At 53.9% G+C, this 23,416-nt stretch carries 18 protein-coding genes and 1 pseudogene; 13 read left to right on the top strand and 6 right to left on the bottom strand.

What is annotated here, in order from left to right:
* Nucleotides 1–9 precede the first annotated feature (9 nt).
* The 4 genes from KRAC_RS04345 to KRAC_RS04330 all read right to left on the bottom strand — a co-directional run bounded on the left by KRAC_RS04345 (nt 10) and on the right by KRAC_RS04330 (nt 4,725).
* Nucleotides 10–198 (bottom strand): hypothetical protein, encoded by a 189-nt coding sequence (locus KRAC_RS04345; protein ID WP_007904785.1) that lies wholly within the window; start codon nt 196–198, stop codon nt 10–12.
* Between the two features lie 29 nt (nt 199–227).
* Entirely contained in the window at nt 228–737 is a 510-nt protein-coding gene (locus tag KRAC_RS04340) for a response regulator transcription factor (RefSeq protein ID WP_007904783.1), read from the bottom strand.
* A gap of 195 nt (nt 738–932) precedes the next feature.
* Nucleotides 933–1,718 (bottom strand): response regulator, encoded by a 786-nt coding sequence (locus KRAC_RS04335; protein WP_007904782.1) that lies wholly within the window; start codon nt 1,716–1,718, stop codon nt 933–935.
* A 295-nt stretch (nt 1,719–2,013) separates the two neighbouring features.
* Complete coding sequence (locus KRAC_RS04330) at nt 2,014–4,725, bottom strand: sensor histidine kinase (RefSeq protein WP_157506302.1); 2,712 nt, start codon at nt 4,723–4,725, stop codon at nt 2,014–2,016.
* Between the two features lie 348 nt (nt 4,726–5,073).
* Here KRAC_RS04330 and KRAC_RS04325 point away from each other — a divergent pair, with 348 nt between their 5' ends.
* A complete protein-coding gene (locus tag KRAC_RS04325; RefSeq protein ID WP_007904778.1) occupies nt 5,074–5,445 on the top strand; it encodes a hypothetical protein in 372 nt (123 codons plus the stop codon).
* A gap of 88 nt (nt 5,446–5,533) precedes the next feature.
* Here KRAC_RS04325 and KRAC_RS04320 read toward each other — a convergent pair.
* A pseudogene (locus tag KRAC_RS04320) lies at nt 5,534–6,698 on the bottom strand (RNA-guided endonuclease InsQ/TnpB family protein).
* A 141-nt stretch (nt 6,699–6,839) separates the two neighbouring features.
* Here KRAC_RS04320 and KRAC_RS04315 point away from each other — a divergent pair.
* The 4 genes from KRAC_RS04315 (at nt 6,840) to KRAC_RS04300 (ending at nt 12,886) form a co-directional block, all read left to right on the top strand.
* Nucleotides 6,840–7,790: a hypothetical protein gene (locus KRAC_RS04315; RefSeq protein WP_157506301.1), complete on the top strand. Its 951-nt coding sequence runs from the start codon at nt 6,840–6,842 to the stop codon at nt 7,788–7,790.
* A gap of 376 nt (nt 7,791–8,166) precedes the next feature.
* The gene (locus KRAC_RS04310) at nt 8,167–8,577 is read left to right on the top strand and encodes a hypothetical protein (protein ID WP_040441893.1); all 411 of its coding nucleotides are present in this window, start codon (nt 8,167–8,169) and stop codon (nt 8,575–8,577) included.
* A gap of 150 nt (nt 8,578–8,727) precedes the next feature.
* Nucleotides 8,728–10,869, top strand: coding sequence for a TOMM precursor leader peptide-binding protein (locus KRAC_RS04305; protein ID WP_007904774.1), 2,142 nt, complete (start codon nt 8,728–8,730; stop codon nt 10,867–10,869).
* 4 nt (nt 10,870–10,873) lie between these two features.
* A complete protein-coding gene (locus KRAC_RS04300) occupies nt 10,874–12,886 on the top strand; it encodes a TOMM precursor leader peptide-binding protein (protein ID WP_007904773.1) in 2,013 nt (670 codons plus the stop codon).
* Between the two features lie 478 nt (nt 12,887–13,364).
* Here KRAC_RS04300 and KRAC_RS04295 read toward each other — a convergent pair whose 3' ends face one another.
* The gene (locus tag KRAC_RS04295) at nt 13,365–14,600 is read right to left on the bottom strand and encodes a hypothetical protein (protein WP_007904772.1); all 1,236 of its coding nucleotides are present in this window, start codon (nt 14,598–14,600) and stop codon (nt 13,365–13,367) included.
* Between the two features lie 349 nt (nt 14,601–14,949).
* On the opposite strand from KRAC_RS04295, the gene KRAC_RS78090 reads away from it, so the two are divergent.
* From KRAC_RS78090 to KRAC_RS04260, 8 genes are all read left to right on the top strand, one after another.
* Nucleotides 14,950–15,081, top strand: coding sequence for a hypothetical protein (locus KRAC_RS78090; RefSeq protein ID WP_274532080.1), 132 nt, complete (start codon nt 14,950–14,952; stop codon nt 15,079–15,081).
* A 139-nt stretch (nt 15,082–15,220) separates the two neighbouring features.
* Complete coding sequence (locus KRAC_RS04290; protein WP_007904771.1) at nt 15,221–17,239, top strand: hydantoinase/oxoprolinase family protein; 2,019 nt, start codon at nt 15,221–15,223, stop codon at nt 17,237–17,239.
* Nucleotides 17,236–18,828 carry a hydantoinase B/oxoprolinase family protein gene (locus KRAC_RS04285; RefSeq protein WP_007904770.1) on the top strand — a complete coding sequence of 531 codons (1,593 nt, stop codon included), beginning with the start codon at nt 17,236–17,238 and terminating at the stop codon, nt 18,826–18,828. Before KRAC_RS04290 ends, KRAC_RS04285 begins: the two co-directional genes overlap by 4 nt.
* A 194-nt stretch (nt 18,829–19,022) precedes the next feature.
* Complete coding sequence (locus KRAC_RS04280) at nt 19,023–20,252, top strand: RNA-guided endonuclease InsQ/TnpB family protein (protein ID WP_007904769.1); 1,230 nt, start codon at nt 19,023–19,025, stop codon at nt 20,250–20,252.
* A 198-nt stretch (nt 20,253–20,450) separates the two neighbouring features.
* Nucleotides 20,451–20,876, top strand: coding sequence for a cupin domain-containing protein (locus KRAC_RS04275; RefSeq protein ID WP_007904768.1), 426 nt, complete (start codon nt 20,451–20,453; stop codon nt 20,874–20,876).
* 219 nt (nt 20,877–21,095) lie between these two features.
* On the top strand, nt 21,096–21,275 hold the full coding sequence (locus KRAC_RS04270; RefSeq protein ID WP_040441891.1) for an Arc family DNA-binding protein: 180 nt from the start codon (nt 21,096–21,098) through the stop codon (nt 21,273–21,275).
* Nucleotides 21,262–22,428 carry an RNA-guided endonuclease InsQ/TnpB family protein gene (locus KRAC_RS04265; RefSeq protein WP_007904767.1) on the top strand — a complete coding sequence of 389 codons (1,167 nt, stop codon included), beginning with the start codon at nt 21,262–21,264 and terminating at the stop codon, nt 22,426–22,428. Before KRAC_RS04270 ends, KRAC_RS04265 begins: the two co-directional genes overlap by 14 nt.
* Before the next feature lie 93 nt (nt 22,429–22,521).
* Nucleotides 22,522–23,316 carry a sugar phosphate isomerase/epimerase family protein gene (locus KRAC_RS04260; RefSeq protein ID WP_007904766.1) on the top strand — a complete coding sequence of 265 codons (795 nt, stop codon included), beginning with the start codon at nt 22,522–22,524 and terminating at the stop codon, nt 23,314–23,316.
* The last annotated feature ends 100 nt before the right edge of the window (nt 23,317–23,416 follow it).

The following is a 23,416-nucleotide window of genomic DNA, read 5'->3' as shown; positions in this document are numbered from 1 at the left end:
ATTTCCTTATCAAGCGATCTGGTCGCTCAACTTCCCAGTGACGACGAGCCAGCGAATAAACTCCAGGCGACGCTTCGTAGCTGCGGCCTGTTGCTTCTCTTTCTCCGCGTGGAAGGCACGCAGTTTACTCAACTCTACTACTTCATTCTCAGCGAAACCACCCTTGCGCAGGATATCTCGATCTTCCTTGCGATCCATATGAACCTCCTTATTGAAGAATCAATGGCTTACGAATTGGGTGCGACCATCAACATGCGCTGCACCTGTTTAAGGAGGGAAGGCATGGTGTACGGTTTTGCCAGGTGGTCGAGGGTCGCTCGGCTTTCTGCATGGTCTCGTAACTGTTTGCGTACCCCCACAATCGCGCTTGTCGTCAGCAAAACCGGGATGTTGGCGCGGTGTCGCAGGGAGCGTAACACCTGCCAGCCGTTTAAGCTGCCAGCCAGTTCGATGTCGAGTACGACCATATCAGGGAGACTGCTCTGCAAGAAAGCTATGGCATCCTCTCCATTGTGTACGGTGATAACAGTAAAGCCATGAGTTGCCAGGAAATTCGCTTCGAGGCTCGCAAGATCAAGATCGTCCTCAACCACTAAGAGATGCTTGAGAGGCTTTTGCATTGCCAGTACTTCTTTTGTCGGTTGGGCCAATACTTGTTGCAGTGCCTGTGCTCCTTTTGACAAGCTCACATGGTCGTCACGACCAGTTTGGTCACTCGCCGCTTGTATGTTGTGCATATCACTTGCATCCCGCTGAGGTGATGATGTACCGCTAGGCGGTGCGTCGACTGGTGCGACGCGAAGGCGCGAGTTCTTCTGCCTCCGTTTTTATAGTGTACCCGAAAAGGAGTGAGAAAGACGTAAAGATCAGGCGTGTTCTGTGAAAATGGTGTGAAAAATATTGAAATATATGTGGCTGCGCCTGATCTTGTTTTAGGGCTGTGAGGGGGTACCCTGGGCCTCTGTTTCCAGATCGCTTTCGGTATCGGGCGCAGGCACATAGTAGCCTACCCCCAGCTCATTGTGTAGGAAGCGTGGGTTGGCTGGATCTGGCTCCAACTTTCGGCGCAGGTGACGGATGAAGGTACGCAGGTAGGTGTTCTCCCCGCTATAGTCTGATCCCCACACGCGCTGTAGCAGTTCGCGGTGTGTGAGTACCTTACCGGGATGGCGTGTAAGCTCGCAGAGCAGGTCATACTCAGTTGGGGTGAGATGTACCTCCTGTCCATTGGCGATGACCTGTCTGCGGGCAAAGTTGACCCGGAGTCCATTCTGTCCACCATAGCTATACCCTGGACGCTGCTGCTCTGCCACGGCATTGTTGCGCAGTCGGTCCGTCTCCTCGCTCCGCCTGAGCGCGACGCGTATGCGCGCCAGTAGCTCGTTTAAGCTAAAGGGCTTGGTGAGATAGTCGTCGGCGCCCATGTCCAGCGCTTTGATCTTGATCGGCTCCTCATCATGGGCCGAGAGGACGATCACGGGCGCCTTGCTCCATTCGCGCAATCGTCGCAGAAAGGTCAGACCATCCAGGGAAGGCAGCGACAGATCGAGCAACACGAGCTGGGGCTGGAAGATGGCGGCTACATCGATGGCCTGTGCTCCATCGCGTACGGCTTGCGTTTGAAAACCACGCGCCTTGAGCTGCGCAGTCAGAAAGGTGCGCATCTGGGCATCATCTTCAATACAGAGTATACGCGTCTTTTTTTCGCTGGCTGCCATGTTGTGTCCCTTCCAAGTCCGGTATAACCTTGGTAGGGACCAGCTTTAGCGCGTCCGAAGGCGATTGATCGCACTTCGGCGCTAGCCTAAAACGCTCCTGTTTCGTCATTGTGGGGAGGACGCGTTCCCCAGACAAAGAACGGCTTGCGCCGCACTGCCATGAATGGCATTCGGACGCGCTAAAGCTGGTCTCTACCGAAAAAAATATCTATCGCTTGCATTGCAGATCGCTTGAATTTACTGGGGTTCTTTCCACATTATTGTGTCAAACTCCATGAGCGGCGTCGTGCAACCTCTAATGTTCCCCTGCTGGCTGTGTCACGTAGAGCGGAAGCGTGAACGCGAAGCTGGCTCCCTGACCCGGGCTGGTGCGGAGCGTCAGCTTGCTGCCATGGGCCTCGATGATGCCCCGGCTGATGTAGAGCCCTAAGCCTGTGCCGGGACTCCAGCGCGCGGCGCCACGTTTGCGTGTTGGGGTAGGCTGCTCCTGGGAACGATTGCGCATTGCAGCGAAGGTGTTAAAGCGCCTGAAAATGGCTCTCTGTAGCTCCTCGCTCATACCCGGACCGTGATCGGTGACGCGTAGGGTGACCCCTGTCGCGCCTCGCTGCTTCCCACTCCTGACAATTTCCGCCTCTAGCTGAATTATATCGCCATCCGGGGCGTAATTAAAGGCATTACTCAACAGGTTTGTGAGTACACTCATAATTAGCTCATAATCGCCTTCTACCGCTGGTACCTTTGGGGGGACCGTGATCTGTAACTGGCGGCTGGAACCCAAGATCAGGGCCTCCAGGCGCTCTTGCAGGTCTTCAAAAAGCTCTGGGATGATGATTGGCTCCTGGTCAAGCCGTAGCGCTCCCGCCTCCACCCGCGAGGCATCCAGAAAATGGTTGACCATACCTACCAGGCGCTCTACTTGCTCGTCTGCGGTTTGCAGATAGCCTGATTGTTCTTCATGGGTAAACTTGAGATCGGGTGTCAGGAGTGCGCTCAGGTGGGCGCGAATGTTTGCCAGGGGTGTCTTCAATTCATGAGCCATGGTATTGAAGAGATCTTCGCGTGCACGCTCCAGGGCCTTGGTTCGGCTAATATCGTGCATTACAACAACGGCGCTGGTGATGGTCCCCTCTGGTGAGAGCATTGGCGCCGCATTGACGAGCATACACGTGATCGAGCCATCTTCACGCGTCATATTTAACTCGGCCTCGCTAGCCTGTCCTTTGTGTAGCGCCAGGTACATAGGCTGTTCTTCATACGGCACTACTTGCCCTGTTGAATTATACATGGTGACGCTACATAGCAAGGTGTCGTAGCAGAGGCCAATGGCGTTCTGAGCTGCCTGGTCTGGATCATCAAGAGGTTCCAGGGACAGGCCCATCTTTTGTAAGAGCTGGATGCCACGCTGATTGATGAGATTGATGTGCGCGTCCGGGGCATTGACGAGGAGCACGCCTGAGGGCATGCGGGTGAGCAGGAGTTGCAGGCGGGCATTGGTAAGCTCCTGATGGGCCTTGGTCTGCTGAAGGGCTGTGTTGCGCTGGGCCAGTTCAGCTGTTCGCTTGATGACTTCGGCCTCAATGCGCTCCATGGCCGCAGCCTCTTCGCTGATGTCGTGATAGACAATGATAAAGGCGAAGATATCGCCTGAGTCGTCACGGATAGGCGTATAGGAGCAGCGCAGGGTGTAGCTCTCTCCACCAGGACTGATGAGCTTCATCTCATCGATGACGCGGTTGAGTGCGCGCTCCTCCAGGACGGCAATAAAGTCCGGGCTGGCCGTGACTTCGTGTGGTAGCAGCGGCACGCTGCGTGTCACCAGTTCCTGGATAGAGAGGCCCTGGATCTCCTCGCCCCAGCCAAAGAGCTGACAGGCCGCGGGATTGGCATCGGCCACGCGCCAGCGGGGGTCAAAGATGACGATACCATCGGGAATCGCGCGCATCATATTCTGCTGCTGGTGTGCCTGGCGGTTCGCGGTCCTGGCCCAGTTCTCGATACCACGGAAGAGGCGCGCGTTATGAATGGCCAGCCCGGCCTGTTGTGCGAAGCGCTCCAGGAGCTGTACCTCCTCGGCGGGGAAGCCCCGCGCTCGCTTATGGTAGACCTCAATGGTGCCCAGGATGCTGCGCATATCAAGTGTTGTCGCAGGCTGAGCTGGTGCGGTAGTATCACCCTCGTAGGGAACATGAATAGGTACACACAGGGCAGAGCCAGGGCGGCAGGGTGTACCATGATCATCGATCAATGGCAGTTCCAGCTCGGGCTGGGTACTGGTATTGGGGATGATCAGGGCGTGACGACTCGCGGTTACCTGGGCCAGCAGGGTGTGCTGACTCTTCTCGGGACTCCACTCATAGGACATGGGGTGGATGCCCTTGCGGGCGGCGATGCGTATAAAGCGTAAAGGTCGGGCTTGCGCTTCAGGTGTTTGAGCCTGGCTGCGCTCTCCCTCTGTCGTGGCCTGCTCGGTGAGCAGGATCGCGCAGCGCTTGGCGCCGATCATCTCGTTCAAGGCTTGCAGGATGCCATCAAGCACCTGGGGGAGGCCCGTGGGACCGGCGATGACCGCTGAGATGTTATGAATCGCGTTCAAATGCAGGCGAGAGCGTACCTGCTCCGTCACATCCTCGAGCGTGATCAGGAGCATTGGCTGCGCCTCCTGCCCATCACAGGACACGCGCACATACTCTAAACCCAGCTGCCAGTAGGTTCGTCCACGTGCCTCTAGCAGGCCTTCATAGGGGACCTCGGTGTAGCGCAGAGCGTGATGGGTATTGGCGACCTCTTGCAGACGTGGTAGGGCCGCCGCAAAGACTTCTGTGGGGAGAATCTCGCGTATATGTCGTCCACGCACTTCCTGATAGCTGCTCCATGGCTCGCTCATCAGCGTACGTAGGTAGGAATTGGCATAGCGAATATTCAGGGTACGGGCATCAAGCAGTGCGACCCCACTGGAGAGATGCTCCAGGATCGGCTCTAGTTGCATAGTTGGTACTAGTTCCATCGATTGGTGCTTCCCTGCTGCTTGTACTCCAGAGGCATACAATTGACTGTTGGTTTTCGGCTCCACACGCACCCTACCTTCCTCATCCACAACATGCTTGCTAAGAAGTTATACGAGTGTTCTACGAAATGTATAGGAAACAACAGTACAAAAGATGTCGCTATTTTCCCTTTCTCTGACACCTAAAAAATAGTATAAGCTAACCTGGAACTGTCGCATCTTCTATTGTACCATGAATACTCATGCCTTTGCATGGCATACCGCAAAGCAATGCTTTTGCGGCAAAATATCATCGATGAAATATTATTCATATTATTGTATACGTAATAAAATGCAAAAGGATCTAACGTGCAAAGAGACGAGTTTGATCGTATCCTGCAAATGGGCTTGGGGCGTGCGTTGCTCTTCTTGGAAGAGCATGATGCTGAACCATACAAGGACCTGATTCTCGCTCATTGTCTGCTCAACACAACCTATGACCCTCAGAGCGAGGGCAATAAGACCGGATATCTTTTTGAGATTATCCAGCTTACGCAGGACCAGGCCTTCTACCGCGACGCCATTCTTGCAGCTATGAAGGCGCTGCCCGCACCGCCCGAGGATGATTTCGATGAATTGGACTGGGACGCGAGCCAGTTGTTTGAGTTTGGCGTCCTCTTTGCGCAACAGGGTGATGAAGCCTTTCGCCAGGCTACCTATGATCTGCTCCGATTAATGTAGGAAAACGTATGCAAGCATCGCCTTCCTGCGTCTTTCGTTGTTGCTGCTTCATCCGTAGGTGCCTCAAGACCGGCTGGTCTTTTTGGTCTTACCCCGCGTCCACAGCCCAGTTTACGTCTTCGTCCGAGCCAGTACCGGAGACGGCTTGATCAATGAGCCCGATCAGGCGCAGGGCTTCCCGCAGGACATTGTGACCAGCATTGTGGTCGCGATCCTGGGGAAATTGAAAATACGGGCAGGAGGAGTTCTGGCACACAAAGATGCGATCCTTGAGGGTCATCTGATCCCATGTCCACCCACAGCAGTGGCAGGTCTTACTGGAAGGAAAGAAACGGTCTACCTTGATCACCTGTCCACCTCGTTGGGTGGCCTTGGCTTCCAGCAGGCGCACCAGAGTGCCCAACGAGGCGTCGGAGAACGCGCGGGCTAGGCGCCGGTTTTTGAGCAGCCCCTTGAGATGCAGGTTCTCCACCCCGATGATTCCATAACTGTCCGCCAGCCTGGTCGAGAGCTTCTGAAGGACATCCTGGCGCAAGCACACAATCTGGTAGTGCAGGCGTGCCACCTGCCTGCGCGCTTTTTCCCGATTCGCGGGATCCCGGTTTTCTGCGATGCAGGCGTTTGTTGGCCTGGCGCAGCTTCTTGAGCGCGGTTTTGAGAAAGGCTTGGTTCTCGACTTGCTCTCCCGTACTCAAGGTCGCCAGGCGGTTCAGTCCGACATCGATGCCCACCGCTGCCGCTTTCTTCACCGCTATCTCCTCAGGGAGTTCGACCTGGATGCTCACGAACCACCAATCTGCTGTTCTGGTGATGCGTGCACCGAGAACTTTTCCCTGAAAGCGGAGATTCTCGGCCATATTGACCCATCCGAGCTTTGGAACCCAGAGGCGATGATCTCCGACCTCGAATTGGTCGTTGGCGAGATAGAAGCTCGGCTTGCTGCGTTTCTTGCTCTTGAACTTCGGACGGCGAGCCTTCCCCTCGAAGAACGCCGTAAAGGCTTTGCCCAGATCGAGAAAGGGCTGGTCAGAGGCGTTCTTGGTCACATCCCAGGTCCAGGGGAATTGCTCCCGCCTGATCTGGTTGAAGTGTTTTTTGAGCTTGAGCGCCGTTGGTTTCTCCCCGGCTTCATATTGCCGATTCCACTCGGCCAGCGCCCAATTCCACACGAAGCGGGCCACCCCTGCGGCGCATGCAAAGGAGTTAGCCTGTTCTGAGGTGGGATGCAGTCTGATCTTATGGGCGCGAATCATGCGGTTCTGCTCTTTCTCCTACCTGATGTTTCCTTAAGTATAGAACAGATGTCCTCATCTGTCAAGAAGCCCGAAAGTGTGGCGTCTTGCCCACGGTTAATCCCTTTTTCCTACCTTTTTGGAAACAGTTGCATCCTCTTTATGAGACGTGCGACAAGTCACTGCGAGTTTGGCGCAGACGATTTGATTGAGCTAGATAGTCTCGCGGGCTTTCTCTTTGTGGCAAAACATCTCTACTCGCTTCCCGACCCATTTACGCCTACGCTGAATGGATGGTACATCGACATTGTCGAAGAGCGTTTTGGCGCGGAGGCTGTTAGACAATATATTGAGCGTGAGATTGATGATCCCGGCCTTAAAGCCTACATTGCCTATCCGCGTGAGCATCAACTGGCGAGAAGCAGGCGGCATAAGGTAAGCACAACTCCCTATGACAAGGTGAAGCAGTGGATTACGCAATGGCAGACGGAACCTATACGTGAAGTAGGCGATGTAGACCCGCGTCTCCCCCGTTTTGCGCGCTGGGGGCGCGATGCCAGCGAAGAGATGCTGGTGGAGGTCGCGCACGATCTGCTTCTCGCAGAGGATACTTTTCTCCTGCCATATCTAACGATCTTTCGCTTTCGACGCTTTCCCCTTAACTTTGAAAGGCTGCTCACTTTAGCAGAGTCTGCCAGCAGTGATATAGCCCTGGCAGCAATCGATGCGCTGGCCCATATTGAGCATCCCACCGTGCATGCCCTGGCTCTGCGCTTACTGCAATCCTCAACCGAAAACTACGAGGTGCTCGATCTTCTAATCAAGAATTACCAGGAAGGCGACCATGTTCTCATCGAAAGTGCGCTTGCCCAAGAAAGTGATAAAGATCGCCTACATAGTGCAGGCATTAGCACACTCGAAATTTTCGAAGCGCATTCCACTACTTTCTGTGCTGAGTCGCTGCTCTGCATATATGAGTATGGCCCATGTACCTCTTGCCGCCGGCGAGCCATTCAACTTCTCCTCTCCCAGCATCTGCTGCCTGACTCGATCGCCAGGGAGGCGCGTTACGACAGCAATTTCGCGATTCGAGAGCTGATTTTGAAGTATTAGAACACGTTTGCTGGCGTAACCACCCTTTGTGAATCCAAAAATAAATGCGAATCAATCGATTTGGTAGGTATAACCATACTTTTCTTGTAAGCGACTTATGGATGTCTAGTCGCGGAAGTTAGCGCAGGGAACCTTTGAGCGAACTAACAGGTACTTACAAACTCCAAGTAGGAAGGAAAACAAACTATGAAAACAACTAATAACGATAGTTAGGCGCGGGAGAGAAAGCTTTCCGCAGGGAACCTTTGAGCGAACTAACGGGCACTTACAAGCTCCAAGCAGGAAGGAAAACAAACTATGAAACCGACTAATAACAACAGTCTGGCGAGTGAGAAAAAGCTTTCCGAACAGCTTGTGGATTTTGTAGATCTGACAGATGAAAATCTGGAAGAGGTTGAGGTTCCTGGAATTGGTCGTATTCAGGGAGGTTGGGGTGGAAGCTGTGGAGGTTGGGGTGGAAGCTGTGGAAGCTGTGGTTGGGGTGGTGGGGGTGGAACTTGGTGGGATAGGGGTGGAAGCTGGGGTGGGGGTGGAAGCTGCGGAGGTTGGGGTGGAAGCTGTGGAGGCTGGGGCGGAAGCTGCCGCGGCCACGGCTGGGGCGGAAGCTGTGGTGGCTGGGGCGGAAGCTGTGGTGGCTGGGGTGGCGGAAGCTGTGAAAGCTGTGGAGGCTGGGGTGGCGGAAGTTGTGGCAGCTGTGGAGGCTGGGGTGGCGGAAGTTGTGGCAGCTGTGGAGGCTGGGGTGGCGGAAGTTGTGGCAGCTGTGGAGGCTGGGGCTAAGCTTGCCTGACCACAACAGGGAAAGTTAGCTAGCTCTGTATATATCAGGTAGCAGAGCATTGTTGAGATAACTTTCTCTCTAGAAATGGGATGCTTTTCAGTCCTTGTTCAGGATCTTAACGATCCTGAACAAGGACACCCACAAAGGGGAATGAAATCTATGTCAATGCGAAATATGCAGCCAACCTGGAAGGCAGATACTTACTGTGTCCCTCTGCCCGATGGCGTCTATTTACGTGGAAACAATAACCGCCTCATTCTGAAAGGAAAAAGCTTATATCTGCTCTTACAACAACTCATTCCCCATCTCGATAGCAAGGTGACGCTTGGAGAGATAACAGAAGGCCTGGATGCAGATAGAAAACGGATGGTGACGAATCTGATCGAGAAATTGTTCACCCATCATTTTCTTACTGATAGCAGCCAGGATCAACCGCATACGCTTCCCCTGCTAGAGCAAGAAAGCTACGCCTCCAACATTGCTTTCATTGAGTCGTTTCAAACGTCGGCCACCCATAGATTTGAAGCGTTTCGTGATAAGCATTTTCTGTTTGTCGGTGATGGACTTGCCTGTGTTTCGCTCATCCATGCAAGCCGCCAATGTGGCATAAAGAACGTCAGCGTAATCACAACGTCAGAGGAAGAGCGTTTCCGCCAGGAGATGCTAAATTTGTTTATGAGTGATGCTTCGGCAGAAGATATGCAAGTGATCGATCCTCTCTCATGGGCTAACGAGGCGGAGGTGCGCCATACTATCCAGGCTTATGATGCCATTCTTCACATTGCACAAAGCCCCATGCTAGCACGCGCGCAGCTCTTAAACAGGCTGTGCATTGAGGAGGGGAAAACGCTGCTCCAGGCCATTACGGTCGATGATCATGCCTGGATTGGCCCGCTGGTATGTCCAGAGACTGATGCCTGCTGGGAATGCGCATGGCGACGCCTGCAAGCTAATCTGGCTGATGCAGACCAGCCTGCACACTATGAATTTCGCGATCTGCCACTGCCATCTAGTAGCCAACCTGCTGTCGCGCAGGGATCTAGCATACTTGCCAATCGACTTCTCTTTGACGTATTTCGGCATTTTACGCAAGCTGGCCCTACAGAAACTGGCGGAAAGATAAGCGCACTTCACACCCAAACATCCCTGAGTGAGAGCCACACCTTTCTGCCGCACCCTCATTGTCAGGCCTGTCGACATACTACTGCCCAAACCGCATCGCAGTTCCTGGAGCAGATGCATAGCGTGCAGCAGCAGGAGCCAGTTGACCTGGACCACTTCCTGGAAAAATTTGCTCATTGTGTTGATGCGTGCGTGGGACTCTTTACAGCAGTTGAGAACAGTCACTTTGTGAGGCTGCCTCTCGCGGTGTCTAAGGTCAAGATATCTCATCTCCTATCCAGGGAAGATCACCCGGAAACCCTCAGCGTTGTTGCTGCAAGCATTGATACAAGAGGCGCGAGAACGCGTGTAGCGCAAAAAGCCTGTGAGCGCTATGCGGCCAATTGTGTGGACCAACGACGATTGCTTTCTTTTGAAGCGGTACAACAAGCGGCTTTGCCTACCATAGCATCCGAGCAATTGCTTGCTCTAAAAGCGTCCTCTTCAGAAAGTGAGATGTGGACCTGGGCGCTGGATTTACAGACGCAACAGGCCGCGCTTGTGCCAGCGATCTCTGTTTTCTCTTCTTCCTGCGAGCATGAGCGAGGGATTGGGTCCGGAATGACCTGGGAGGAAGCAATCTGCCAGGCACTGTTGGATTGGTGTTGCTACCTCACTGTTGCCCGATTGAAGACCGCACAGCAGCCATATCCCCAGATTGACCTTGAAAGGGCATGCTCAACTCCAACAGGAGCATACCTCTATCGCCAGCTCAAAGCAGCAGGTGAGCAGATCACCGCTTACGATATCACTGGCCGGTTAGGTGTTCCAACCTTTGCTGTGTGTGCCGGTGAGAAGGCCGTTGCATACAGCACACATTGCGATAGCGCTCTGGCCTTGAACAGGGGACTGGAACAGGCATTGCAGCAGTACCAGGCCACCCACTTTCAACAGCCTGCATACGCGCTAAGTCCTGTCCCAGATTTTGCGGTCAACCTTCGCGGTGACCAGATGCTTGTGCCTGATTACGCATTGCCAGGTGCATGGCAAGCCAGGAATGAGTGGCTATTACAGCAATTGCAGAAGAATGATTTACAAGCGTTTGTCGTGCCCTTGGATCATGATTCGGCCCTGACCCAGGTATTGCCATATATTGTGCGTGTGCTTTTAAGCGGAAAAGCGTCGCAGGAGGGGAGATAATCTCATGAGCGAGAAGCAGAACTACTCGATTGGGCTTATTGGGCAGGGACTCATCCACCAGCAGATGAAACGTCATCTTGAGAACACACATCAAATCATGCCTTTGACGACAGAGAGTTCTTCCCAGCAATTGGCAGCGTGTAGCATCATTGTGTATTGCAGCGATACCTGGGCACCTAGAATACTTCGGGAGCTCAATCGGCGTTGTCTGCAAGCTGATGTAGCGTTGCTTCCTGTGTACACGCAATTTGATGAAGGTGTGCTTGGCCCTTGTGTCGTTCCCCACAAGCAGGGATGCGTAAGCTGTGCCGAGCTACGTAAATTAGGGGCCGCGTCCTTTGAGGGTGATCGTGAGCTTCTGCACCAGTATCTCTCTCATGAGCGGGAACCAGTCGCCTCACAACCCTGGCTCTCATCCTTCAGTCTGGAGACATTGGCAGCGCTTGCCAGCAGGGAAGTTGCCACATATTTGCAGCGATCAGGCCAACTCCAGACGGAGAGTGCTCTGTTCACTCTCTCACTGGCAACGCTAGAGTGCCGCAGTCATGCGTTCCTTCCATTTCCTGCCTGTCCTGACTGTGGACAGCTTCCCAGAGATGAGGCGGAACAGGCAGTCATTGAGCTCCAATCGCGGCCTAAAGCGGATGTGTTTTCCTACCGTATCAGTCAGCCAGCATCCACCCCCGAACAGATCCTCTCAACGTACGTTGAACCGCAGACGGGGCTGATCTCTACGCTTGTCGTAGAGAATTCAAATCTCTTGCCGACAGCCTCATCGCATCTCTTCTCGGCTGGAGAGACAATGACCGGCACTGGTTGTACGCTACGCCCAGAACAGAGCAAGGTGGTCTCTGTGCTGGAGGCCATTGAGCGCTATGCTGGCTCGCGTCCCAGAGGTAAACGTACCACAGTGCAAGCGAGCTACAACCGGCTCGTCCGAGATGGGCAACCGGTACTTGATCCCACTGTCCTGGGACTGCATACTCCAGAACAATACGAGCAGCACAGGCAGAGTCATGCCTGTCGTCAATTGATTCCATATCATCATGATCTGCTCTGCCGCTGGGTGTGGGGGTATTCTTTCCAGAGGCAAGCTCCCCTCCTCATCCCAGAACACTGCGCTTATTATAGTGTTCCCGCAAGCAAAGACAATCCAGTTTTTGCCTTCGAAATATCTAATGGTTGTGCGCTTGGAAATTGCCAGGAAGAGGCGATCTTCCATGGCATGCTCGAAGTAGCTGAGCGCGATGCTTTCTTACTCACGTGGTATGCTCGGCTCCAGGTGCCGCGCCTGGATCTGCACTCGCTCACAGATCCTACGATTCGTTTGCTTATTGAACACCTTGAGTATCATTCAGGGTATACGATCCGCGCTTTTAATATCACCCTGGATCACGCGGTTCCCTGCATCTGCCTATTATGCGTCGATGAACAAAATCGAGATGAGATGCCAAAGGCCTTTGTCGCGGCTGGTTCACATCCTCATCCTGAGCAAGCCGTGTTGAAAGCACTGCGCGAGTTTGCCATGTTCCTGGCTTTTCCGCGCTGGTTGAATCAACACAACAGAGCCGAGGCCCTGAAGCTGCTCGCGGATTCGAGCCTGGTACTCAAAATGGATCAGCACCCATTGGTGTACTATCTCCCGGAGGCCTTTGAACGTCTAGACTTTCTCTATCACACGCCACGCCAGCAAACTTTCCAGGAAGGATTCCGTGATTTTTATGTGCAACCGTCAGAGTGCCTGGACTTGCGTGAAGACCTGGAATCACTGACTAGCTACTATCTCAAGCGTGGTATTGATATTATGGTAGTCGATCAGACCGCGCCAGAACACAGTGCTTGTGGCCTACACTGTGTGAAAGTACTCATGCCTGGGATGCTTCCCATGACCTTTGGACAATATAACCGCCGCGTTACCGGGTTTGAGCGCCTGCACCAACTCCCATATACGCTGGGCTATCAGAGTCACCCGCTAACAGTGGACGAGATAAATCCATACCCACATCCATTTTTCTAGCATAGTTCTGCCACGTCAAAGCGAAGAGGGGTGATACGTATCACCCCTCTTCATGTGTTTTGGGGGAGATGCACTTCTTTTTCTTAACCACTATCTGGTACTTTTCTGTGCACAAAGCTATAGCGACTCATGTGGTTCAAGGCATCACGGTAGGCCAGCCGTGCCCCCGAATGGGGGTTGGGTCTGTTGCAAGGCCGCGAACTGGGTGGGATCGGTCTGCAGTTTGAGCTTGGCGTGATGAGCTGTTTCATGTTCTCATAGAGGATGATGGATAGTTAGGAATAGGTCCAGCATTAAGGAAGAGGACAGATTGCCATAAAGTAAATAAGTGCGGTCGAGGAGGTGCAGGAATGCCTGCGGCCGTTAGCAATACAGACCAGAGTTATGAAGTTGCTCGATAATAGAAAGGAAGGCCAGACTCTCTCTCTATCCAAGAGAGCCTGGCCAATCCTGTTAAGTCGCTTGAGGTGCTAGTTAGTTAGCAGCCGTGGGCGACATCAGAGTAGTTATTCAGGTAGGTGAAATATCCTTGAGCGGCTCGCGAGGGTTTCTCACGTGCAAACCAGGAGTAATGCACCTCGTCCTCGGGATGATAATCTACTCCATTGGGCATATGGATGGTAAAGCCATAGCCGACGACAGGATCGCCGGTCTCCAGATCGCTGGTGCAGCCATACTGCGGAGCGGTTGGCGTTACCCAGGGATTGATGCTGTTGTTCACGAAGGGATCGTCCATCCACTCCTGGACCTCGTGGCTCAGGCCGTGAATATCCTGGACGTAGGAGAACGCGTCGCCGGGATTGGCGCGGAAAATGCCGGGGTCGCTGTAGGAGGCAAACATGTAGGTATTTACCTGCTGCTGACCATTGCCGTTGGCCGAGGTAGTTGCCCCATGGTAACCAAGCACACAGCAGTTGCTGGGAGTGGTCTCATAGAGGAACGTGTTGTAGACCAGGAAAATGGGCAGGACATTGGGACTGATGTGCAGATTGCGCATAGTCTCGTTCAGGCGGTTGGAGAACCAGTGATAATCCATTAACCCGATGCGAGCCTGCGAGCGGCTACCAATCTCAATAAAGCCTTGGTTGCTGGGTACACTGTAAGAGACGGTTGGGAGAATCGTAGGCTGTCCAAGAAGAGTATGATAGCCAGTGCCTGATTTCCCCCATTGCGCACGGTAGATCGCATCACCAACCTGCGTCACATCGCTGGGCTCGTTGACAGGGCGAGCGTTGGCTGGTGCAACACCAGGAAAGGTTGGTGGGGTGCTTGCGGTAGCATTAGCCGCGGCACCAATATCAGCCTTCTGGAACATAGGAGACTGAGCCGTGAGCGTGGACTTCACAGAGCCGTCAAGGACGGTGTTATTGGGATCGGCTGATTGCACAAAGGAAAAGCGGAAGGGGATAATGACTGTCGGGATCGTCGTCGAGACGTCGCCTTTCGCGGGATTCGTTCCTACCATCGTGAAAGGGTAGGTAACCCCATTGGTCGGATCGGTAAAAGAGGAGCTCCAGTAAGGAATAGTATTGGCATTGGATGAAAAATTCGATGCGCTCTGATCGCTCTTAAACTCAGGCGTACCAATGCCATCATCACTGGTCGTCGCATGGGCGACACCTGTGCCGCCATGGAAATAGAACACAGCCAGGGCGAGGCTTAGTACAACAAGAGCCGCTGCCACGGTCTTAAACAGACGTGATGTCCTTTTCATGAAGAGAATCCTTCCTAAATTTGCGAACGCTGTATCCAACAATGTTCGGAGTCTACTTTGAAGCCAGGTGCTTTCGATGCTTCAAAGCGAAACTGTTGCTTCTCTTTAGAACTGCTTTCCCCTCCTTCTTCTAGCTACTAGCGCGTTTTCTAGCTGTTGCCTGAGCTTCCCATTAAGTCTGGGCAAGTCCTGGTCAAACTATGCATGCGCATGTATAAATGTTAAGCGTGTTGTAATTTAGCCCGAAACAAGGGCGCAACCCTAAAATGAGATTATACTATACAGTTGCTTGTTTTGCTAATTTGGTTAGGATGGTGAGACTTCATTATCTGGTGAAACTGGGAGGGGCTTGAAAAAATCAGGCGCAGGTATCGACGCCAAGGTGCCAGTCAATGCCTCGGTCACGGTGACCTTCTTGAAGACTGGAACGTTTACGCTCAAAAGCGAGAAAGGGGCAACCATCACCGTTACAGTGAAATAGAGGAGGTGTGTGTCATAGCGAGGATGGCTGAATATGTATCGGCCCTCTTCGTTTGTGTTTTTGGTGAGTGATGTTTCTTTGTTATATGCTATGAGTAAGATTTGCGGTACTCTAGCCACCTGCTAAGGAGTTTGCATACATGACACACTTGCTGGTCGGGGTTGATACTGGGGGGACATTTACCGACATTGTGCTCTTGCGTGATGGCGGCTTCAAAGTTCATAAAGTGCTTTCGACGCCCGAGGACCCCTCGCGAGCCATTCTTCAGGGATTGCATGAACTGGGTATTCTAGAGGATATCGAGGCCCTGGTGCATGGGTCGACCGTGGCGACAAATGCCGTTTTAGAACAGAAAGGTGTGCCCACGGGCTTGATCACGACGGCGGGCTTTCGCGATGTCCTGGAGATTGGTCGGCAAACACGTCCTAAGCTGTATAGCCTGCGCCCACAAAAGGTTCCTCCCCTGGTGCCTCGTGAACGACGCGTAGAAGTCAAAGAGCGCTTAAATGAGCGAGGGGAGGTGCTTATCGCGCTGGATGAAGCCTCGTTGGAGCGCGCACTGGACGCCTTGCAGTCCGCTGGCGTGGAGGCAGTGGCGATCTCTCTCCTCTTTAGCTTTGCCAATCCTGAGCATGAGCGGCGTGTGGCGGCGCGGGCGCGTGAGGTAGGATTCTATGTGTCAGCCTCCTCAAGCGTTCTGCCCGAGTTTCGCGAATATGAGCGCACGAGTACCACCGTTTTGAATGCCTACATCGGCCCCTTGATCGCGCGCTATCTAGAGCGCCTGGAGCAGGAACTACCCTCGCGTACCACATTGCGCATTATGCAATCTAATGGTGGCTCGATTTCAAGCGCGATGGCGCGGAGCGAAGCGGCCAGGACCCTGCTTTCGGGACCCGCCGCCGGTGTCGTTGGGGCCGCCTTTGTCGCGCAGGCCTCGGGATTCACGCAGACTATTTCCTTCGATATTGGCGGGACCTCGACCGACGTGGCCCTGATCAATGGGACCGCGACCGAGACAACCAATGGCATGATTGGAGGCTATCCGACTCGCCTGCCGATGATCGATATTCACACTGTGGGCGCGGGCGGTGGCAGCATTGGCTGGTTTGATACGGGTGGGGCGTTGCGTGTAGGTCCAATCTCGTCCGGGGCGAATCCCGGGCCTGCCGCCTATGGACGCGGAGGAAGTGCAGCCACGGTCACTGATGCTCATGTCGTGCTTGGGCGCCTGATACCCGAGGACTTTCTCGGAGGAACGATGAAATTGGATACTCAGGCGGCGCAGCAGGCGATGCAGGCCATTGCGGAGCGGCTGGGGGGATCAGTTGAAGAGGCTGCTCTGGGTATCATCCGTGTTGTGAACGCCAATATGGAGGCGGCCATACGCGTTATTTCAGTGGAGCGTGGGTGCGATCCACGCGATTTTGTCCTGGTGGCCTTTGGCGGCGCGGGACCGCTCCATGCCTGTGAACTGGCGAGCGCACTGCGTATTCCACGCGTGTTGATTCCTACCGTCCCCGGCGTGCTCTCGGCGCTTGGAACCCTGGTCGCGGATACATTAAAGGACTATGTACGCACAATTATGCTTCCCGCTGAAGAGGCTCAGGAGGTTGCGATCACGGTCCTGGGTGAGTTGGAACAACAGGGACGCGAGGATTTAGCGCATGAGGGTATCGCCCCTGAAGATATACGAATCGAGCGCTACCTGGACCTGCGTTACGTTGGGCAGGCCTATGAACTGCTCATCCCCTATGGGCATGATGTGGCGCAGGCAGTGCTGGACTTCCATCGCATGCACGAGCAGCGCTTTGGGTATAGCGACCCTAATGAGCGAGTGCAGGTTGTAAACGTACGCCTCAAGGCGCGTGGGGTAGGTGATAAGCCCGCCTATGAGCGCAGAGAGGCTGAGGAGCAGGTGGATGTGCGTCCGTTTGCCCGGCGCAAGGCTCTTTTCACGGGCGCGATGGGCGAGGCGCTCGCGTACGAGGTGCCAGTATACGAGCGCGCTGCACTGCCGGTGGGAGGCGTGTTGCAAGGTCCGGCGATTATTGTGCAATATGATACAACTACCGTGCTACCACCTAACTGGCGCGGCTATGTTGATGCCGTCAACAATCTGGTGCTTGAGCACATAGAGGAGGGTGAATCCGCATGATTGAGTCACGCAAGGTGACGCCCATTAGCCTGGAGATCTTTCGCAGCGCCCTCACTGCTATTGCAGAGGAGATGGGGACCGTCTTGATGCTCAGCAGTTACTCGCCCAATATCAAAGAACGCCGCGACTTCTCCTGCGCGCTTTTCGATGTGCGGGGGCGTTTGATTGCCCAGGCGGCACATATTCCTGTACACCTTGGCGCCATGCCCGACTCTGTCGCGTCTGCGCTGGCAACCTTCGACCATTTCGCCCCAGGCGACATTATTGCGCTCAACGATCCCTTCCTGGGTGGCTCCCACCTGCCCGATATTACCCTGATCGCGCCCATCTATGTCAATATTCAGAGCGAGCCATGTTTGATCGGCTTCGCGGCCAACCGGGCGCATCACTCAGATGTAGGAGGCATCTCCGCAGGCTCGATGCCACTTGCCAGCGAGATCTACCAGGAGGGGATCATTATTCCCCCGGTCAAATTGTGGGAGGCAGGGCAGCCCAATCAACCTTTGCTCTCGTTGCTCTTGCGTAATGTGCGTACGCCTGCTGAGCGCAGGGGCGACCTGGCGGCTCAGGTGGCGGCCAATCGCACCGCTGTCCGCCGCATGGAGGAAATGGTCGCGCGTTGGAGTCTGCCCACGCTGCAAGCGCATATCGAGGAGCTAATCGCCTATGCCCAGCGCATCACCTGCGCGACCATCGCGAATATGCCCGATGGCACCTATCGCTTCGAGGATCATCTCGATGATGACGGCATCGGCGAGGAGTCAGTGAAAATAGCGGTGAGCGTGACCGTTAGCGGCGAAGTTATGACGGTCGATTTCTCAGAGAGTAGCTCGCAGGTGCGCGGGAATATCAATACCGTGGCGGCGGTGGCGAAGTCGGCGGCTTACTATACCGTGCGCTGCCTGATGCCCGATGATGCTCCCATGAATCACGGGACCTTTGCCCCAGTGACGGTCATCGCGCCCGGTGGAACGGTGGTCAATGCGCGCCCTCCAGCGGGGGTGGCCCAGGGAAATGTTGAGACCTCGCAGCGCATTACCGATGCTATCTTTGGTGCGCTGGCCCAGGCGCTACCGGAGGTTATTCCTGCCGCCGGGCAGGGTACAATGAACAATATCACCGCCGGAGGCCTCGATCCACGAACAAGCCAGCCCTTTGCCTACTATGAGACGATGGGCGGAGGTATGGGGGCGCATCCTGAGCAGGATGGTCTCTCGGGCGCGCATGTGCATATGAGCAACACGCTCAATACGCCGGTCGAGGCTTTTGAATACGCCTATCCAATGCGTATCAGCCGCTATGAGCTGCGCGCAGGCTCTGGCGGCCAGGGTAAGCATCATGGTGGTGATGGCCTTGCGCGTGAGATCACCTTTGAGGTACCCACCGATGTCACGCTACTCACTGAGCGGCGGCGCTTCGCCCCCTATGGCCTGCAAGGTGGAGAGCCGGGTCAGCGTGGCGAGAATCGCCTTGTTCACGAGGGGCAGGAGACACTTTTGCCGGGGAAGGTCCATTTCCGTGCGGCCGCAGGGGATCGGTTGACCATCGCTTCACCCGGTGGTGGTGGCTGGGGTAAAGCTAGCGAGTAGACGAAGAGAAGTCCGACAACACTCTCTCGGCCCTCTCTTCACCCAAAACGCCGCAGGATGCCCCTGCCCTTTCAGGCATGGGGAGGAATGCGGCGTTCCTTTGTCGGTGGCTTGGGTGGAATACGCCGTAGACATGCTCTCATCTGCTCATGTATTGTTGACAGTCAGATGAAAACTATGGTATAATTTAGCGTATGCAAACGGTATTAACAGCGAAACTCAAATTGAATACAACGCCCGAGCAATTCAAGGCATTACGTACAACGCAACTGGCGTATCGGGATTCTCTCAACTATGTGAGCCAGTACGCCTTTGCGCATGGCAAGATGAGCAATGCTGTTCGTTTGCAAGATGCCACCTACGAAGAGATCCGCCTCCGTTTTCATCTGCCTTCGCAAATGGCCTGTTCTGTTCCTCGCCAAGTTGGTGCCTCGTATAAAACCCTCTGGACAAAGGTCAAGAACAATGCTGTTCATCGTAAGGAAGGGAAGACCAAGAAACGCTACAAAGGGCTTGATAAGGCTCCCAAGTTCATCTCCCCCACGTTGACCTATCAGTACAAGAAAGACTACACCTTCAAGAAAGAGCAGCAGGTGAGCATCCTGACCCTTGAGGGACGTGTTATCGTGCCCTATACTGGCTACAATAAGCATGTGGCATTGATCCAGCGTGGAGCGGAGATTGGTGCATCGAAACTCTGGTATGACAAGCCCAAGAAACAATTTTACCTCCTTGTCTCTCTTGAAATTGAGACGGCTGATCCTACACCTGAAACACACAAGCAGGTCGCCGGAGTGGATGTGGGGATGCGATACCTTGCCGTCACGGCGACGATGCAAGGGGATTGCACCTTCCATTCAGGCAAACAGATTGTCCCCAAGGCAAACCACTCCGCACGACTGAGAAAACGTCTGCAAAAGAAAGGCACTCGTTCAGCGACAAGAAGGCTCGTTGCCATCAGTGGACGAGAGAGACGGTTGAAGCAGAATACCAATCATGTCGTGAGTAAGCGGATTGTCCAACAGCACCCTCAAAGCTTGATTGGACTGGAGCATCTGACAGACATTCGAGAGCGTACCAAACGACGCAAAGGCAAAAATGCAAAACAGCGAAAAGCCAATCGTACCTTCTCCAAATGGTCCTTCGCTGAGTTGCATAGCATGATTGCCTATAAAGCGCTCTTACATCGAAGTATGGCGATCAAGGTCGATGCCAACTCTACCTCGCAAGCGTGCCCCAAATGTGGGCACACCTGCAAAGAGAATAGACCCAACAAAGGATTGCTCTTCGTCTGTCAGAATTGTCAGTACACGCTCCATGCCGATCTGGTTGGTGCAAGAAACATTGCGATGCGAACGCTTCTTATCCGGCAAGACTGGAGAGGAACGGGCCTCTTGTCAGTACGCGCCTTCTGTGTCGGATGATGAAGCCAAAGCCGCACGCCTGAAACGGTATGCTGAATTGCGGTGGAGTTCAGACACAACTCCAAGCCCTCGGCTTTCGCCGTAGGGTACTGACTTAGTATAAACTATATATCTGCTTATGCGCATCGTTCATTAGGACAATGTTTTTATGTGGCTTTTCTGGTATGCTCTCCGAGAGAAAAACTTAAGGAGGCCTCTATGGTTGCTATTCGCCGTTTCTCTTCCGATATCAAGACCAAGATTCCCGGTAATCATCCGGGTGTGTATGCCGTTCCCATTCAGTATCCGCTCGCCATCAAAGAGCGAGCGAGCGAGGAACAGTTAGCACAACGTTTCAATGGGTTGCCGTTTTTCTTAAACAGCCAGAGCAGCGTGGTGGCGATGTATATTGAGCCACATGGCTCGATTGAGGAGCATAGCAATGCAACGAATTCGGCCCTGTTTCTAGTTACGCGTGGTAGGGGCTTCGTGCGCATAGGTGGACCAGGAGGAGAGGAACGCGAGATCCAGGCTGGAGACGCTGTGCTCTGGCCTGCGAAGATCGATCACACCGTCTGGACTGAAGAAGACTCCCTGGATGCTATCGTGATCGAAATTTCTACAGAGGAGCAGCAGGGTGTATAGTGGAAAATTGTAGGGTCCAAGTTGGCTTGGACTTTGTCCGCCGGAGGATGCGTTTCAGTCCACGAGAATAAGGCCATGCAAGCATGGCCCCTACAATTTTATCAGACCGCGCCGTAAAACCCTTATCTTTAGATATGGGGATATAAGGCGCGTTCCTTATCTGGGGTAGGGGTTGGGAATACGCTTGAAATGATATCACTAAAATGCTAAAATGATGTCATGAAAGAGAAACAAGAACACCACTTTAAGGCTCGTCTTCCTCAATCCGTGTGGGATGCGTTAGAGCAGATGGCACAGGATGAGGAACGATCCATTAACTGGGAAATTGTCCAGGCGGTACGAGAGCGTATTGCTCGTCACAAGATAGGCAGGAAGCCGCGTGAGCATGAAAACCTTTAAGTATCGCCTCATGCCTACCAGAAAGCAGCGAGAGAAGCTTGAATGGACTCTAGCTCGATCTTGCGAGTTGTACAACGCTGCTCTTCAAGAACGTCGGGAGATGTACACGTACACTGGCAAAGGCACCACCTACAACGCACAAGCCAACCAACTCCCTGAAATCAAGGAGATTCGAGAGGAGTATAAGGATATCCACTCTCAGGTATTGCAGGATGTGCTGCAACGTGTGGAGAAAGCATTCAAAGACTTCTTCCGCCGTGTGAAAAAGGGCGATACTCCTGGATATCCCAGGTTTCAGGGGCGCAATCACTACGATAGCTTTACGTACCCACAGGCAGGCTTCAACATCGATGAGCAGGGCAAGTTATTCTTGTCCAAGATAGGGCATATCAAAATCAAGCTGCATCGCCCTATCCAGGGAATCATTAAGACCTGCACGATCAAGCGAGAGGGTGATTGCTGGTATGTGTGCCTTGCTTGTGAAGTGGAGGCGATGCCACGTACGCCCTACACAGACGAGGCAGTAGGGATTGATTTAGGTGTCTCGAAACTGGCAACGCTCTCCACTGGCGATGTGATAGAGAATCCTAAGCACTATCGACATGCTGAAAAGAAACTTGCCAAAGCACAACAAGCCTTGTCCACAAAGAAGCGAGGTTCGCACCGACGCAAGAAGGCAGTCAAGCGCGTGGCTCTCCTGCATCGCAAAGTGCGAAATCAGCGCAATGACTACCTTCACCAGTGGTCGCGCCGTCTGGTCAACACCTACGGAACCATTGTGTTTGAGGATATTGCGCCTGCCAACCTCTCACGAAAGGCCAAGCCCAAACAAGATGAGGAAACAGGTAAGTATCTTCCTAACGGGGCCAGTGCGAAATCTGGCTTGAATAAATCGATACTCGATGCTGGTTGGCATCAATTCATCACGTTCTGTCAGTATAAAGCGGAAGAGGCTGGTACGTCAGTCGTGTTGGTTGATCCTCGTTACACCAGCCAAGTGTGTAGCAGTTGTGGCAGCATTCGCAAGAAAGAGCTTTCTCAACGGTGGCATTCGTGTGAGTGCGGTTGTGAACTAGATCGTGACCACAATGCCGCCATAAACATCAAAAACCTTTGGCTCGGACGGAGCCATCGGGAAGCGCAAGCCTCCTGAGAAGCCCCCGGCTTTAGCCGTGGGGAGTCGTCACAATAGGGCGAGATAGATATAGAAGTAAATATAGTAGGCAGGAAGCGAGGAGACTTCACGATGAGGTTTGGTATCTGTGCATCCATGCGCGAGGTTGCCGCACTCAAAACGATTCCCTTTGATTATCTTGAGGAGAGTGTGCAGCGTTTTCTAGTGCCAGAGGCGCCCAGAGATGTTTTTCTGGAGCAGCTACAGTTTGCGCGCACCTTGCCTGTTCCTGTTGAGACAGCCAATGTTTTCCTACCCGGGGATCTGGCGTTGATCGCTACCCCCACGCGGCCTGTAGATCGATCACGCATTGAGCGCTACGTGCAAACTGCCCTCCAACGAGCGGCGGAGGCTGGTATTCGTTTGATTGTCTTTGGCAGTGGCGCGGCGCGTGCCTGTCCAGAAGGTTATGCGCATAATGAGGCCCTGTCACAGCTTGGAGAGTACCTGGAGCGCTGGAATATCTGGGCCAGCAGGTATGGTGTCGAGCTTGTGCTGGAACCCCTGCGCTATGAGGAGGCCAATATCTTCAATACGGTCAGTGAAACGGGGGCCTTTGTCGCAAGTCTGAACGCATCGCATGTGCGCTTGCTGGCGGATACGTATCATATGGCCTGTAATGGTGAGGCTCCTGAGACCCTTATCCCCGTTGCTCGGAATCTCGCACATGTGCATGTGGCGGAACATGCGGGACGCTCGGCCCCGGGGCGCCATGGCGAGGACCTGCGTCCCTATTTTCGGGCGCTTCACCAGGCTGGCTATGATCATCGTATCTCGATAGAGTGCAACTGGGATGATTTCGCGGTCCAGGTCGCTCCCGCCTTTGAGGCGTTGCGCGAGCAATGGGAGGGTAGCGTACACCACTAGCGCAGCTTGATGCCCGACGCGTCATGATATGTAGGCGCGTGTTTGAGCAGCGTCGTCTTCTGGAACTTTTCTGGCTCCGCTTCGTTGTATCTCCGAAGGA

Origin of the sequence: Ktedonobacter racemifer DSM 44963 (genome assembly GCF_000178855.1) — a bacterium.
GTDB classification, from domain to species: domain Bacteria; phylum Chloroflexota; class Ktedonobacteria; order Ktedonobacterales; family Ktedonobacteraceae; genus Ktedonobacter; species Ktedonobacter racemifer.
Note: the sequence above shows the minus strand (reverse complement) of the source record. Positions and strands in the feature narration are given on the sequence as shown.